Consider the following 15,106-nt stretch of genomic DNA (forward strand, 5'->3'; position numbering starts at 1 on the left):
CGAGCACTCGCCTCGATTTCATCTCATTCATTGTGCATCACAAACAATTCGGAAAATGAACGATGACGGACTCAGAACAAAATTCTCCCTCTCCCGAAGTGGCTCCCGACAGTAATCAGACAGTGACGAAGAAAAAGCGGTCCCCCGTAGAACGTGCCATTGTCTGGGGACTGATCTCTGTTTTCTTAATCGTGATTCTTCTCGAATGGAACGCTCGTTATGGCTACAGCAATACGCTCGCTGCGATGCAAGACCGGATCGGTCAGGCAGAGAAAAATAATGGCAAGGAGTTTTCACTTGTCGAAGCCAAACAGATGGTCAAAGGATTTCCCTACGGTGATGAGCGGCTGACGAGTTCAGGCAAACAATTGCAATACCGCTGGTTCAGCCTGTTTCGTACATTCGCCATCCAACTCTCAGTCGGTGTCGACAATCAAGTCCTCTCTCTGGAGACGGATGTTGAACCTCTCGGTAAAGAGAATGCGCAGGCCAATTCTCCCAAGCGCTCCTTCCAAAAACCGGTACTCCCGGAAACAGGCCTCAGCAAAGAATACGAAAACGTGGTAGTCCTGACGAGCGACCAACTCAACTCGCAGGCTTACGGTATTAAGGGAATTCTCTTTAGAGAAGTTGTACGTCAGGCACTCCTGATCGGTGGCCGTGACGGGCTTGGTCTGAAAACGCGCGATGCATCGTTGCGGGGCGAGGTCCAGCTCATCGAAAATCCGGAGACATTTCCTCTGAAGATGATGGCTAACATTGATTCAAGACGTGAGGTCAACATCGAACTAGAACGTCCGCACACAGTCAAAGCACCTTTTCACTGGTATTCCAAGCCCTTCGTTCTGCCGAAAGAATCGGCGTTCGAAACGTTGATTGAAAAGAGTGAAGAACTGTCCCGAAGCGGATTTGTCGACGCATTGAAATCAGCGGGTTACACGGGTGATGCTCCCCAGTGGCTTGAAGAGTCTACCATTCCTGACAAATCGCTGCAGCAATTGAAAGAATGGAATTTTATTTCGCAATACACTGTGATCCAGGACATGCACTCCGCCATTGCAACCGAAGGAGAATCGCCGGAACGTTTGGCAGTGCTGACGCGCGCTTATGCCAATCTGGGTAGCTTAACCGAATATCTCTGGAGCCCGGCACACAAAGTATTCAAGGCACGGGCTCTGTTGTATGCAGAACGACTGACGGCCCGCACCGAAGATTCCCCCTGGGCACTGGCACATCGCGCTTATGCGAGAGCGTTCGCCGGAATTCATCGGAGTGCGCTGGCCGATATTGAAACAATTCGAACAGCAGCTAGTGAGAACGCCGAAAATAAGCGCCCCCTGCCCGACTGGCTTGAACTGATCGACGCGTATTGTTCTTACCAGCCGGATGTACTGGACAAAGCCGTTGAAAACGAGAATACCAGGCATCTGGCAATTTATTTACGCTGTCTGCTGGCGGACCCTGTCGGTAATGAAAAACAGATGTTGGCTCAAACCGAGCAACTACTCGATCTGGAACCAGCCTGCTGCCGGGCGATGGACCGTCTTTGTGAAGTCAACTCACTGGGAATTCTGAGAAGAGTTACCGAACAACGTCTGGACCAACTCTGGCCGGTTCTGCATCAAAAACTGCTCGAAAGTAATCTTCGCAAACCACTACAGATTACCATTCAAATGTATCTCGGTTCGAAGGACGGCTTGATCACCGAACAGCAAACTCGGGTGAAGGTGATTGATTTCCTCAAAAAATCCGAATTGACGGATTTGGAACCCTCATTGAATGGTCTGGGACAATTACTTCAGGAAGTCTCTTTTAGCCACGTCTATCGGAAACTGAAAGTTCTCACAGGCAGTCTCAGTCTGAAGGCCGATGACGTTCTGCCTGAATATCGACCGCTGGTCAAAGGGCATCCGTATGAGCAATATATTGAAAGTTTTACCTCGAACCAGGTTGATGCGAAAGCCGCTTATGAGAAACTGCTCGAATCACACAATCCTCACGAACTGGATTTCACCGAATTTCCCATGATCTTACACAGTAGCTACAAACTAAACGCGGATGCCTACAGCAGACTTTACCTGGCAGCAGCTGCGAATACGGACAACATATACGAGGACCAACTTCAACGGATACGTTGTCTGAAACAGCTGGTGAGTGAAACCAGAGAGGATCAAAACAGAACATTCGCCGAAACCCTTTTGAAAGTTAGTCCGCATATGCCACAAACGGTGGCCATGAATATCGACACGAACAAGGAATATGCAGAAACACATCAAACGGAATTGTTGGAGAAGTATGGCAAGAACCCCATTGTGTTAACAGCCCTGGCAAATAAATATCTGGCAGAACATGACGAGGCCAAGGCAGAAGAAACTCTTCAACGCAGGATTGCGATTGTTCCCGATCATCGGTCTTATACAAGCCTGGCTGAACTATATTACAAACGTGGCGAAACGGAGAAGTGGAAAGAGACACTGGAAAAAGCGCTCGAACTTCCTTCGCTCGGTCTGCAAAATGCGAATATCGAGAGTAAGCTGGCCTACTACCACATGGATCGAGGAGAATGGGAACTGGCAAAGCCGCATGCGGTGAAAGCCGCCATGACCTATTCCGGCTGGGGTCTGCTCTGCGGCGCGAAATGTTATGAAGGACTGGGCGATCTGCAGCAGGCGGAAGTTTTTGTGCGTGCCTGTTCCATGCGCTACGAACCTAATGCTGCCAACTGGTACTTCTGGTGTGTGCGAACCGACTTTGGTGATATCGAATCGGCGCGTCGGCTGGCTGAACAGCGGCTCCTGGCAAATCCAACGACTAGTAACCTTCCTCAGACAATGGAACTCGGCGTCTTCCAATTGACCCAGGGATTGAAATCGGAGGCATTCGACACGTTTTCAACCGCATTCCAAAAGCACAAGGACACCTTCTGCGGCCTGCATGCGGCATTACTGGCGGATGAACTGGAATTAACCAGCCAGCGTGATGATCTGCTCGCCCAGGTTTCGGCTTTATGGTCCAACTATTTTGGTACCGCGGAACTCGCGAATTATTTCCAGCGAATGCTACTCAAACCGGAAGCCGTGGAATGGAATGCGATCTGGTTCCAGACCCTGCTCGCCCAGGTACAGGAAGGAAATCCTACGAATTTTTATTATTTCGCCGGGAAGTTTTTAGAACAGCAAGGTCAGGACAAATGGGCGACAGTTTATCTGCAGTCGGCAGCCTCGTCCTCGGCCACCAATAAATATAATTGCGTGCTGGCTGCGCAGCATCTCCGGTCCCAAAACAAAAAGGTCAATCCACGCCGAACCAGAGAACTGGAAGCCGGCTATGACGAAGCAAAGTTGCTCGCGAAAAAAGCGGGGTATCTGATCCAGGCAGGGAAACGGGAAGAGGCCATTCAAATTTTCAACAAGATTCTAAAATTAAAACCGGACTTGGTCAGCATTTTGATCAATCGCGGACAGATGCACGAAGCACTCAAAAACTACCCTGCTGCCATTGCAGATTACAAAAAAGCGATTGAGATTGACGCGGAATACTGGCTGCCTCATAACAACCTGGCCTTTTTATATGCGGCCAACGAGCAGGACAAATTTCGCGATGGTGCCCAGGCACTCGAGCACGCGCAAAAATCCTTTGATCTGCTCCCGACAAAGTACTGGGTAAATTACAATGCGCTGGCGGTGGCTCATGCAGAAACAGGGCAATTCGAAAAAGCCATCGAGCTGCAAAACCAGGCTCTGCAAATCATGCCTGAATCGGATAGAATCGAAGCAGCGCGAAGATTAAAGCTATTCAAGGCAGGCAAGCCGTATCGGCGGTCTGCTGAGAAAAAATAGCACCATACCGCTTTTGTAGTTTGTGCGTTAACCAGTTACTGAATGAGTGACGAAGAACTGGTCTAAGAACATTCTGCGCCCTGATTCAGGTTTATTTTTTTCTACCTCAAAAGACACGAAAATTCTAATTAGCTTCATACTTCTTTTTGTCTGACGCCTCAAACAGTGGATCGCGCCGTACCGCTCATTTATTTCTTCTTTCATTGATTACGGATAGAAAACTGGTCTCCTCTCACGTTCGGCGGGTGGTCCTGTTGGCAAGTCAACTGTGAATAAGAAAACACTCACGTAGTCCCCAATGCAGTAACCGCCCTGTGTGGTGGCCCGTGGTATCTAAGTGGTTTGTGTGCTGACCTGCGGAGTTGATTATGGTTCCGTTCCGCCCGTGATGATGCAAAACTGTCTGTCGCCAGGCGGGCGGACACATGGGTCCGCTCCCTACTTTTCTGTTCCCCAGCTCTTGCGTTACCTGCTGGATTTTCATCTGTGGGGTGTTGGGGGATATCGAGTAGGATTTGGTTTGCGCGGGCTTTTGTTGTCTGCGCGGATCTGTTGATGACGGTATCGAAAACAGCGGCTAGCGCCGTGCCGCTCAGTCTGTGAAGTTTTATTGTCGAATAGCGTAGAAAAAGTAACTGGTATGATTTGTCTGTTTCTGTTGTTCTTGTGTTGTTTCGATGCTCGCCATCATCGCTCGTGGCGTGGGGGTGTCAACAGGGGCATGTTTTTTTTGTTCTGCGAACCGCTCATGATACACCTCTCATGCTTCATGATCACACAGGGATATCCCATGAAAGCGCTGCGATGTCGTTTGAAGATTGATGCTCAAGTCGAACTACCAGCCCCGGCGTTCGAAAAATCGGTCTCAAACCAGTTGGTTTTATGGGGAGCAGATTCACAGGGGTATCTGTTTCCAGTGCATAAAGTGTTTTTGCTCACGCGCGCGTTGCATGTATCGCATTTTCATGAACGACTTGTTGCTGTCAAGAGCCTCTTTTTCAGTTCTTTTCCAACATCGAACACCATCAGGATCTGGAAATATTGTATATATGAACTTGGGGAGCCTATGAAATTCTGGCGAATTCCTGCCCTGCGATCTCGAGAGTGGGGATGTTCAGCGGCGGCGATTTGGTATAGAATATCAGCAAGCGTTCCTTTTGTTATTTTCACGATGGTGGCTGACTGTGCTGTTACGCCTGTTTCTATTATTCACGATCATTCCGCTCGCGGAACTGTGGCTGCTGCTGTGGTTCAGTTCGCTGACCAACTCGACTGTTACGTTTGGTCTGGTGGTGGTGACGGGAATCCTGGGTGCCTGGCTGGCCCGGAAACAGGGATCGCAAGCGTGGAGAAAAATTCAGCAGCATATGGTGCAGGGACAGCCGCCGACTGGTGTGCTCCTGGATGGCTTGATGATCCTGATCGCCGGCGCGTTTCTGATTACGCCTGGGATTATGACCGACATGGTTGGCTTTGCATTACTGATCCCTGCGGTACGCGAGATCCTGAAGCTCCGTGTGGGGGAATGGTTGAAACAGCGGGCGAAGATACAGTTTCAATCTCGGACCAGCTTTCACACCAGCGAGGGAGGATTTCAGGAGTTTCAGCAGACGACCACTTCCACGCCCGAAGAAGATATCATCGATGTGGAGTTTGTTCGTAAAGAATCTTCAGAAACAGATTGAAGCAGCTTTACAATTGCATCGGGTGTGTCGGCTCTTATAATCAGAATAGCGGCGGAAACGTGCGTCGCTAATTAACTTCCTTTAGTTATTACCCTCTGGTTCTGCAGCGCGTGATGCTGCCAGATCAACTCCGGATAGCCTTCCCGCTTGTTTTTATTCAACTCAGGAATCCGTAATGGCTGCGATCAAAATACGAAGTCTGTTCTCCGCGTTCTGCTTGTGCGCAGCGATGATTATCACGGCGTCGTTCGCGACGGCTGAAGAACCCTACTGGAATCAATTCCGCGGACCTCACGCCGATGGGACATCGAAGGCGACGGGACTGCCAGTGAAGTGGAGCGAGAAAGAGAACATCGTGTGGAAGACGCCGATTCATGGTCGGGCCTGGTCATCTCCCGTGGTCTGGAAAGATCAGGTGTGGGTGACGACGTCGACGAAAGACGGCAAAGAGCTGGGCGTTGTCTGTGTTGATTTCAATACGGGAAAGATTCTGATCGACAAAAAGATCTTTGATGTTGAGAAGCCACAGTATATTGATCCGAGCAACTCACACGCCTCAAGCACGCCGATCATTGAAGAAGGTCGAATTTATCTGCATTACGGGGCTTATGGAACCGCGTGTCTGGACACGAAAACGGGAAAGGTACTCTGGTCCCGCCGCGATTATCCGTGTAATCACTGGCGCGGCGCTGGTTCATCACCCATCATTTACAAGAATCTGTTGTATCTGCAGTTTGACGGACACGATTATCAATATGTGGTTGCGCTGGACAAAACGACGGGCAAGGAAGTCTGGAAGAAAGATCGAGTTATCGATTACAAAACCAAGAACGGTGACTTCAAGAAAGCGTTCGCAACGCCTCGAATTATCGAATACAAGGGACGCGTTCAGTTGATCAGCCCGGCTGCGAAAGCGACTTTGTCGTACAACCCGCTGACGGGGGATGAGTACTGGAAGTTTAATTACCCTCAGCATTCAGCTGCGAATCGTCCTTTATATGATGGCGAAAAACTCTATATCGGCACCGGATTTGGTAAAGCGCACTTATATGCAGTCAATCCGGGTGGCGACGGGGACGTGACGGAATCACATGTGAAATGGATCGAACAGAAGGGAATTCCCTCGAAGCCTTCGCAGCTGTTGATCGATGGTCTGCTGTTTCTGGTGGACGATAAAGGGATCGCATCCTGTCTGGAAACAGAGACCGGAAAACTGGTCTGGAAAGAACGGATGGAACGTAGTTCCTTTTCCGCTTCCCCTATTTTTGCTGATGGAAAGATCTACGCGAATGATCGAGAAGGGGTCACGCGCGTCTTTGTTCCTGGAAAGGAATACAAAGAACTGGCAGCCAACAAGCTGGATAAAGGCTGCGTCGCATCGCTGGCTGTCGCGGGGAATTCGATCATTCTGCGGACGGAAAACAATCTGTATCGGATCGAAGACAAATCACAGCAGAAGTAAGTTGCGTGAGTGTCTGAGACATTGATTAACCGTCAGCGGCAGTGACCGCAAATTCGAGTCGCACAGCGGTTTCTTTACCGACGGAGATCTTGCCGGTGAAGAAGTAAGCGCCTCCCAGCTTTTCGGTAAGGGTGACGTGGATATCGAGCGTTTCGCCTGGCTGGACCATGCGGCGGAATTTGGTGTTGTTCAATCGTGTGGCGACGGGAACTTTGCCTTCCGCTGGAGCATCGGTTTTGGCGATAAAGACGGCGGCGGCTTGCATGGCGGCTTCACAAAGAATTACGCCGGGCAGCACGGGATGATCGGGGTAATGTCCCTGGAAGAGATCCAGATCGGGAGAGACGAATTTGCGGGCGTGGATGCTGTTTTCTTCGACCGTGACGATTTCGTCGAGCCACAAAAATGGTTCCCGGTGCGGAATACAAGCTTTGATATCATCCAGATTCACGAGATCGATCCGTTTCTTTTATCGTTCGGGACTTGAGCAGATTTGAAGGAAAATCAGATACTGGCGGCAGCAGGGGTCAGATATTTATCGACATCATTGCTGACGATCACACCATAATTTACTGCACCAAGCCAACCGGACATGATGATACCAACCGAACCGGCGTGGTACAGACCTGCGATCTGTTCGGGCAGTTCCTTGCTGACTTTGAGGCCTTCAAACTTTGTGCCGAACGAAGCACCTTGCAGATGCTGTGTATAACGCTGGAAGGTGCACGGCGTAGATGCTTCGAGATGATCAACACGATTCCGAACGTTGGGCACATATTGTTCGAGACAATCGAGGGTCGTTTCGATCAGATGTTTTTTATCGGCTTCGTACTGTTCTTCGGGAAGATCGGCCCAGTCACTGAAGTTGGCGTTGGTGGATGAAACGATCAAAGAACGATTACTGCCGGGCCGCGTTTCGGGATAGTAGAACGAGAAGGTACGGCTGCTGACATTTTTACTGAGCATGGCTTCGATATCGAAACCATTATGTTCAGAGTGGAACAGTAGGTCGCCACAATATTCGAGTTCATCATCAGGCTTCAAGCCGATATACACCTGAGTGCTGCTGTTGTTGAGCCGGACTGCTTTGGTTTCTTCGACGAAGTCCGGATCGAAATGTTCTTCACCGACCAGATTTAAAATCGTGCCTTTGATGTTGGAATTCGACATGATGGCTTTACAGCCAATCCGTTTGCCGTTGACGACGACCCCTGTCACACGCCGATCAGGTGTGACTTCGATCTTCTCGACCTGAGTTCGAATGCGAACGTCAACGCCGTTATTTTCCAGTTCGGCTTTAATGAGTTTGACCAGCCGATCGGTGCCGCCACTAAATGTGTAGACACCTTTCTGCATGAAATTGGAGAAGACGATGCCATAAGTAATCGCAGGGTCTTCGAGTGTCGAACCGTTGGCGTAGGAGATGGGTTCCATCAGCAGACGCACAACATCGTCGCGGCCGGGAAAGAATTCTTCGAACAGTTCGCGGGTGGTTTTACCCTGATCGTCGAAGAAGTTCATCTTGCGGGCGGTATCAAAAAAGTTTTTGACGGTTTCCGGTGCGATCTTGAATTTTTCGATCAGCAGACGAGTGAAGTCGTCACGCGTAAATGAAGTTTCGAGCGAGAACTGTGGATTTTCGAAACGAACGCCTCGGAGGGGGACGATGGAATCAGCGATTTCCTGAGTCCAGTATTTGCGACAGCTCTTGAGCATTCCATAGGGGAAGCCATGCAGCGAGATATCGAAGATGTGTCCGTTCTGGCGTTTGAACCAGGTGGCCATACCCCCGAGTTGGTAATGATGTTCAAGGAGCAGAACGGAATATCCTTGACGAGCCAAGATGTTGGCAGAAGTCATTCCGGCTAAACCACTGCCGATAACAATGACATCATATTCGTCTTTTGCGTCTTTCAGAAAATCTTTTGCCATGATAATTCAGCGTCGTATACAGTTCAGCAGAGTAGAAAAAGGGACCGTGAGAATTCACAAATCCTGTATTAATGACATTACATTGCTTCTCCTGTTTATCGAATTTTCGAGGCTTTGTCTACTAAACCGGAGTAATTCAGGTTTCTATGACAAAAGTGTGACAATTCAACACGCAGCAATGGAATAAAATGAACGTTTTCCCAAACGATGATGCAAGAGTACAGCATCTCATGCCAGCTACTTCGAGCGGCTATTTGGGGTTCAGCAGATGCAAATTCGCGATGCTGATCCCGGAAAGCATTGAGCCGATAATTCCAAGAAACCCCTGATCAGTACCACAGAGGAATAAATTGTTGAACGGAGTCGTTCCATCCAGAATTTTTTGCGGTGCGCCATAAACACAGCCGTTGATGTGGCCTGTGAACTTTTTGATGGTTCGCGGCGTAAAGGTATCGACGTCGATGACATGCGGCCGGAAATCGGGGATGAATCGCATCGAGGATTCCAGGATCTGTTCGTACCAGTATTTCTTTTCGGCGATGTATTTTTCTTCGGACAGATTCATCCAGTATTGTGGGTTTGCCAGTGCGGTAATGCGAATCGAAGCATCTTCCAGCGGTTGCTCGTACTCAAAATTATTAGGCGAGCAGATAATGCCGCTGCGGATATCACACGGTTCTTTCGACTGTTCGTAGGAAAAGTCTTCGGAATCGTTATAGAACACAATGGTTTCGTCGTGTCCGAATTCTTTTGGTTGCTGATCGAGGACAGAAATGGTCTCGACGAATGAAATTTCGCCGGGAGTGAAACGATCATCGTGAGGCACCTCTGTGCCGCACATCTGCAGTGTTTCCGCGGAACCGGCCGAGGAAAGTACGTTTTTGGCTTCGAGAATCTGACCATCATCAAGCATCACGCCTGATACATGATTGCCGTCAGTGATCAACTCTTTAACGCCGGCACGAAGTTTGAGCTCTCCCCCCAGCGATTTGAACTTGCGGACCAGGTTCTTGAGGATCAGACGCACACCTTTATAAGGGCGGGCAAAGCCTTCCTGATAGATGCTGCGAAACATGATTACGAACTGATTAAAATCCATGTCATGCTCAGTAGGACTGCCGTAAAACATCAGCGGACAGAGCAGCATATTGATCAGCAAAGGATCAGAAATATGAGCCGCCATCCGTTCGCGGGCCGAGATCCAGGTCTGCCCCAGATCACCGATATTATGAGTGTCGATTTCGGAAACTAACCGCCGAAAGCCATCCATCTGTTGAGGAAACTGCTCTGCGATTTGCGCTTCGAAATAATCAAACTGATTATTGAAACGGAGTGTATGTCCCGGAAAGACGACTGAGGAACCGCATTGCGGACTCAAATCAAAGTCTTCCCATTGAAAGCGGAGCTGCCTGAGAATTTTATTCAGCGGCCCCCGTTTCCCACCGGGGGGTGAATAGTTCGTAATGGCGTGCAGGCCGACATCATGGTTTCGACCGCGCAGGCGATAGAAGGAATTCAAGCCACCGATGGTTGTGTGCTTTTCAAGAATGCACACACTCTTCCCGAAATAAGCCAAGCGGATTCCCGCAGCCAGACCGGACAGACCGGCACCAATGATGATTGAATCGTAGCTCATGGCGGAGGGAATTTACGGGAATCAGACGGTGCTTTCCGCATCCTTCAGGAGTGGGGTAAGGTAAGTGACAGTGCTATCCATGGTTCCCAGTTCACCATAGTCTTCTTCTGGAATTTGCACGCGATAGAGTTTTCTTAACTCCATGACGATATCCAGAAAATCCATGCTGTCTAATTCCATCTGTTCCCGGAAAGGAACACTATCGTCAAGCTCTGAAAGATCCTCATCGGGAGCAATACGCGCTAAAATATCCAAGATAACTAATCTGATTTGTTCCGGCGCCATGCAGAAACTCCAAACTTTCTAAAAATCCTATAACGTCGATTTCGATCAGTGAATCTCACGGATTTCACTGCGAATTTTAGTGAGGGGAAGCCTCTTATACCAAAGAAACAAAACCCCCGCCAGAAGCCGGGAGATAAAAACCCGCCCCTTATATGGAATACTATAGCGCGTTCGAAACGATTTAAACCAACTGAACCCTTGAGAAATCAGAGTTTTTCAGAAAATCCACACAGAAGCGTCATATCTCATGAGGGAAATCATGCTGAGACGGGAAAACCAGCTTAATGCTTCGTTCTCAAACGAATCCGTTAAGCTATCTGTTCAGGCAGAATACTTTTTGATGATCAGCACGGAATTAATTCCCAGCATTCCGAAAGAGTTGTTGAGAATGCATTCGACTCGCTCCATCTGCCGTGGCTGATTATGGACGAGCTGCGGTAAATTGCATTCTGGGTCGAGCTCATCCAGATTTAAAGTCGCATGTGCGATGCCATCTTCAAACGCGGGAAGATTCCCCAGCATTTCGAGTGCACCGGCGGCTCCCATCGCATGCCCGATAAAGCTTTTGGTATTGTTAATCGCCAGATTCGGGCAATCTCCAAAGACGCTCGCCAATGCTTTGGCTTCTTCGATATCGCCTTGCGTGGTCGCCGTGGCATGGCTGCTGACGATATCAATGTCTTCAGGTTTTAAGCCAGCGCGTTTAAGAGCAAGATGAATGCATTCTGCCTGTCGACCTGAATTCGGAAGCACAAAATCGCTGGCGTCGGAATTCATGGCATAACCGACGATTTCCCCATAAATCGTAGCACCACGTGCTAATGCATCGGGCAGACGTTCCAGCGTACAAACCGCGCCCCCTTCAGCGACAACGATCCCATTTCGATTGACATCAAAGGGCCTGCAGGCTTTGGTCGGATCGGAGTTCGTAGCCAGTGCGCCCTGACTCTGGAAACTGGCAAAAATGCCGAATGTATGGATGCTCTCGGAAACGCCGCCGCATAATGCGATATCGACTTCATTCAATCGCAGCATCTGCACGCCTTGGATAAAACCAGCGTTTCCTGCTGCACACGCTGCTCCCAATGTCAGATGTGGACCGGTGATTCCCATATTCAGCGTGACTTCACCGGCCGCGTTATTCGCAACGGTTCTGGGATTATGATGATGCGACCAGACCTTGGTGTCATAGTCGAACTGGGAAATCTCGTAGACTTCGTTCTCAGTTTCGACATTGCCGTGTTCGGTGATTCCGAGATAAACGCCCACACGATCGCGTGAGACATTCTCCCAATCCAGCTTGGATTGGTTGACGGCTTCATTCGCACAATAAACGGCGATGGAACCGGCGCGGGTTCCCCGACGGACTTCTTTTCGTTTCTGATAGCGTAATTCATCGAAATCGCAGACACCGGCGAGGACATCGCCCATATAGCGAATGTTGTAATCAACGACGCCAGAGCGACCTTCCAGCAGGCTTTGCCGAAATTCTTCCAGATTGTTTCCATTCGGAGCCGTCAAGCCAATTCCTGTAATGACAACTCGGCTTCGAGGATCCACTGATTCCTGCATGGATTTATACCACTCTGATCGATTTAATAATGCGGTGAATATTCATAGGCCACTCAGCCGGTTCAGCCGAGCAGGGGGAATGATCAATAATATCCCAAGGAGATTACCCGTTCTACAATAAACTCGCAAGTGGCGCGGCAAATGAGATTTGCGATTCAAGGTAGAATAGACGACACTGCCGAAAAACCTTCTGTATAGGTAACCTGAGCTTCTTTGAAACGTGGAAATGGATCTCCCATTTACTCAGAAACCGGATAAGATAAAAGATGATAATTTGAACAATGAAATTGCAGTGGGAGCACTCATCATTTTCGAGTAAAAACATCTGTTCAAGAAAAAAACACGATTCTGAATACCGGATCATAAATTCTATATATTTCGGGACTTACATCGAGTCCTGATCATTGAAACCATCTGTTTAAGAAAAAAACTCTGTTTATCTCCGTCCAATTTCTGCATCTGCGTACGATTAGTAATATGGATCATCCACTGGAATCACAACAAGACACAGCAGCAGGAACGGGCCCGGTCCCCAATGAGCAGTTTGTCTCATTGCTGGCCCGGCACCACAGTCTGATTCGGGGCTTCATCGGAACGCTGCTCCCACACCAGACCGACGCCGAAGACGTCTTTCAGCAAACGTGCCTGGTTTTGTGGAGAAAATGGAATACCTTTGACTCAGAACAAAGTTTTTCAGCCTGGGCCTGTGGGATCGCCTTTTACGAGGTCAAAAACTTCCAGCGGGTTCAAAGCCGTGATCGGCTTTATTTTTCTGACGAAGTGCTGTCATTGATCGCAGAACACCAGACAAACTCGCTTCCCGAGTCAGATCAACAAAAACAGGCCCTCGAAGACTGCATCCAGAAACTCGAAGGTGAGAATAAACAACTCATCCTGGATTGTTATCACGGTCAAAGCACGATCAAAGAAGTCGCCGCACAACTGGGCCGCTCCAGCGATGCGATTTATAAGAAACTCTCCCGCCTGCGACTTCGGTTAATGGACTGCGTTCATCAGTCGCTCCACTCAGCGGAGGCAGGCTCATGAAGAATATGACTCCTCACAATAATCAACTCATTCAATTGATAGACGCGTTCCTGCAGGGAGACATCAGCCCAGAGGACCATGCCGAGCTGGAACGGCATCTGAAAGAAGATCCGCAGCAGCGTCAGCTTTACGTGGATTACATGCGTGTGCATTCGGGTCTCTCAACCTGGGCGACGGAAACGAATCAGTCCGAGAACTGGATTCCGCATCCCTCTCAGGTTGAACAACGTACAAAATTAGGAACTTCCCGTTTTCTGCTCTTGCTGGTCTCCTCACTCGTAGCAGCAACACTGTTGCTCTCTCTGGCGTACTATGCCGGCTGGAATACAGGTTCAGGCCATGAGCCTTTAATCGTGGATGCTCCTGAACGCGCACCGGAGAATGAAACGAATTCGCCGAAAACCGATCACATCGCGCTGCTGACGCAAGCAGTTGGTGTCGAGTGGGACTCGCCCCGCAATCTGCAAACGGGCGCCGGTTTATCCGCAGGCTGGTTGAAGCTGAAACGCGGGACGATTCAAGTGGAATTGATCAGCGGTGCTTCGGTCCTCATAGAAGGACCTGCTGCATTTGAGTTAATTTCTCCACTCAAAGCGTTTTGTCAGTACGGCAAAGTCCGCGCTTCGGTTCCCGAACAGGCACAGGGATTCACGATTGAAACAAAGCGTTTGAATGTGGTCGATCTGGGTACGGAATTTACGCTGTCTCTGGATGCGACCGGCAGGGGACAGGTGCAGGTCATTGATGGCGAAGTAGAATTGCATTCGCCCGATGAGCGGGCATCCCGTCTCAGTATTCAAAGTTTAACAACCGGGGAAGGCGTGCAGTTTGATCAACGGGGTTCGATCAATCGTCTCACCGAAGCCATCATGCCGTTAATCAATCCGGAAGAACTCTCTCATCTGGCAGAACAACAGCAGGCACAGCAATTCATCCGCTGGCAGAAACAGAATGCCCGGCTCAAAGCCGATCCGTCCTTGATCGCCTATTACGATTTTGAAGAATCTTCTAACTGGTTACGCACACTCAAAAATAAAAGTCAGCACAAAGCAACTTCCGCCGACGGGGCGATTGTGGGCTGCCAATGGACGTCAGGCCGCTGGCCACAAAAACAAGCGTTGGAATTCAAACGAACCAGCGATCGCGTGCGTCTGCATGTTCCCGGCGAATATGATTCTTTGACCTTGATGGCCTGGGTCCGAATTGAAGGCTTCGACCGTTGGCTCAGTTCGTTAATGCTCACCGATGGTTACAACGCCGGGAACCCACACTGGCAACTCAGTGATAAAGGCGAAATCATTCTGGGAGTCAAAACCGGCCCCGGCAAGAATTTTTTCTCCCCCGTCGTTTTGCAACCCACCGATTTAGGCCGCTGGATTCATCTGGCGACCGTTTATGATCATCAGAAAAAAGAAGTCGTGCACTATCTGGATGGCGTTCCCGTCAGCCAGCATAAAATTGAAAACCCGATTCCCCTGGTAATCGGCCCGGCAGAAATCGGCAACTGGCGGCCGCAGGAACACACGGGCGAACATTCCATTCGAAGTTTAAATGGCCGTCTGGATGAATTTGCGTTATTCGGGCGGGCCTTATCGGCAGAAGAAGTTTTGAAGTTGTATCAGTCCGGAAAACCCAATTCCTGATTGAT

At 49.5% G+C, this 15,106-nt stretch carries 10 protein-coding genes; 5 read left to right on the forward strand and 5 right to left on the reverse strand.

The genetic code is table 11. From position 1 onward, the window contains the following. The first annotated feature begins 62 nt into the window (after positions 1 to 62). The 3 genes from AAC022_RS10045 (at position 63) to AAC022_RS10055 (ending at position 6,986) form a co-directional block, all read left to right on the forward strand. Positions 63 to 3,839, forward strand: a complete 3,777-nt coding sequence (locus AAC022_RS10045; RefSeq protein WP_339730576.1) for a tetratricopeptide repeat protein — start codon at positions 63 to 65, stop codon at positions 3,837 to 3,839. A gap of 1,157 nt (positions 3,840 to 4,996) precedes the next feature. Beyond that, positions 4,997 to 5,524 (forward strand): FxsA family protein, encoded by a 528-nt coding sequence (locus tag AAC022_RS10050; RefSeq protein WP_339730578.1) that lies wholly within the window; start codon positions 4,997 to 4,999, stop codon positions 5,522 to 5,524. 175 nt (positions 5,525 to 5,699) lie between these two features. Further along, the gene (locus AAC022_RS10055; protein ID WP_339730580.1) at positions 5,700 to 6,986 is read left to right on the forward strand and encodes a PQQ-binding-like beta-propeller repeat protein; all 1,287 of its coding nucleotides are present in this window, start codon (positions 5,700 to 5,702) and stop codon (positions 6,984 to 6,986) included. Between the two features lie 25 nt (positions 6,987 to 7,011). Here AAC022_RS10055 and AAC022_RS10060 read toward each other — a convergent pair whose 3' ends face one another. The 5 genes from AAC022_RS10060 to AAC022_RS10080 all read right to left on the reverse strand — a co-directional run bounded on the left by AAC022_RS10060 (position 7,012) and on the right by AAC022_RS10080 (position 12,399). Next, complete coding sequence (locus tag AAC022_RS10060; protein ID WP_339730581.1) at positions 7,012 to 7,437, reverse strand: 3-hydroxyacyl-ACP dehydratase FabZ family protein; 426 nt, start codon at positions 7,435 to 7,437, stop codon at positions 7,012 to 7,014. 53 nt (positions 7,438 to 7,490) lie between these two features. Beyond that, positions 7,491 to 8,918 carry an FAD-dependent oxidoreductase gene (locus AAC022_RS10065; protein WP_339730583.1) on the reverse strand — a complete coding sequence of 476 codons (1,428 nt, stop codon included), beginning with the start codon at positions 8,916 to 8,918 and terminating at the stop codon, positions 7,491 to 7,493. Between the two features lie 250 nt (positions 8,919 to 9,168). After that, positions 9,169 to 10,554, reverse strand: a complete 1,386-nt coding sequence (locus AAC022_RS10070) for an NAD(P)/FAD-dependent oxidoreductase (RefSeq protein WP_339730584.1) — start codon at positions 10,552 to 10,554, stop codon at positions 9,169 to 9,171. A 21-nt stretch (positions 10,555 to 10,575) separates the two neighbouring features. Beyond that, on the reverse strand, positions 10,576 to 10,839 hold the full coding sequence (locus AAC022_RS10075) for an acyl carrier protein (RefSeq protein ID WP_339730586.1): 264 nt from the start codon (positions 10,837 to 10,839) through the stop codon (positions 10,576 to 10,578). Positions 10,840 to 11,160: 321 nt separating this feature from the next. Continuing rightward, on the reverse strand, positions 11,161 to 12,399 hold the full coding sequence (locus tag AAC022_RS10080) for a beta-ketoacyl-[acyl-carrier-protein] synthase family protein (protein ID WP_339730588.1): 1,239 nt from the start codon (positions 12,397 to 12,399) through the stop codon (positions 11,161 to 11,163). Positions 12,400 to 12,888: 489 nt separating this feature from the next. Between AAC022_RS10080 and AAC022_RS10085 the strand changes: the two genes are divergently transcribed. After that, a complete protein-coding gene (locus tag AAC022_RS10085) occupies positions 12,889 to 13,458 on the forward strand; it encodes a sigma-70 family RNA polymerase sigma factor (protein ID WP_339730590.1) in 570 nt (189 codons plus the stop codon). Beyond that, on the forward strand, positions 13,455 to 15,101 hold the full coding sequence (locus tag AAC022_RS10090) for a LamG-like jellyroll fold domain-containing protein (protein WP_339730591.1): 1,647 nt from the start codon (positions 13,455 to 13,457) through the stop codon (positions 15,099 to 15,101). Before AAC022_RS10085 ends, AAC022_RS10090 begins: the two co-directional genes overlap by 4 nt. Positions 15,102 to 15,106 lie beyond the last annotated feature (5 nt).

It is taken from the genome of uncultured Gimesia sp., from assembly GCF_963976445.1.
In the GTDB taxonomy this organism is placed as follows: Bacteria; Planctomycetota; Planctomycetia; order Planctomycetales; family Planctomycetaceae; genus Gimesia.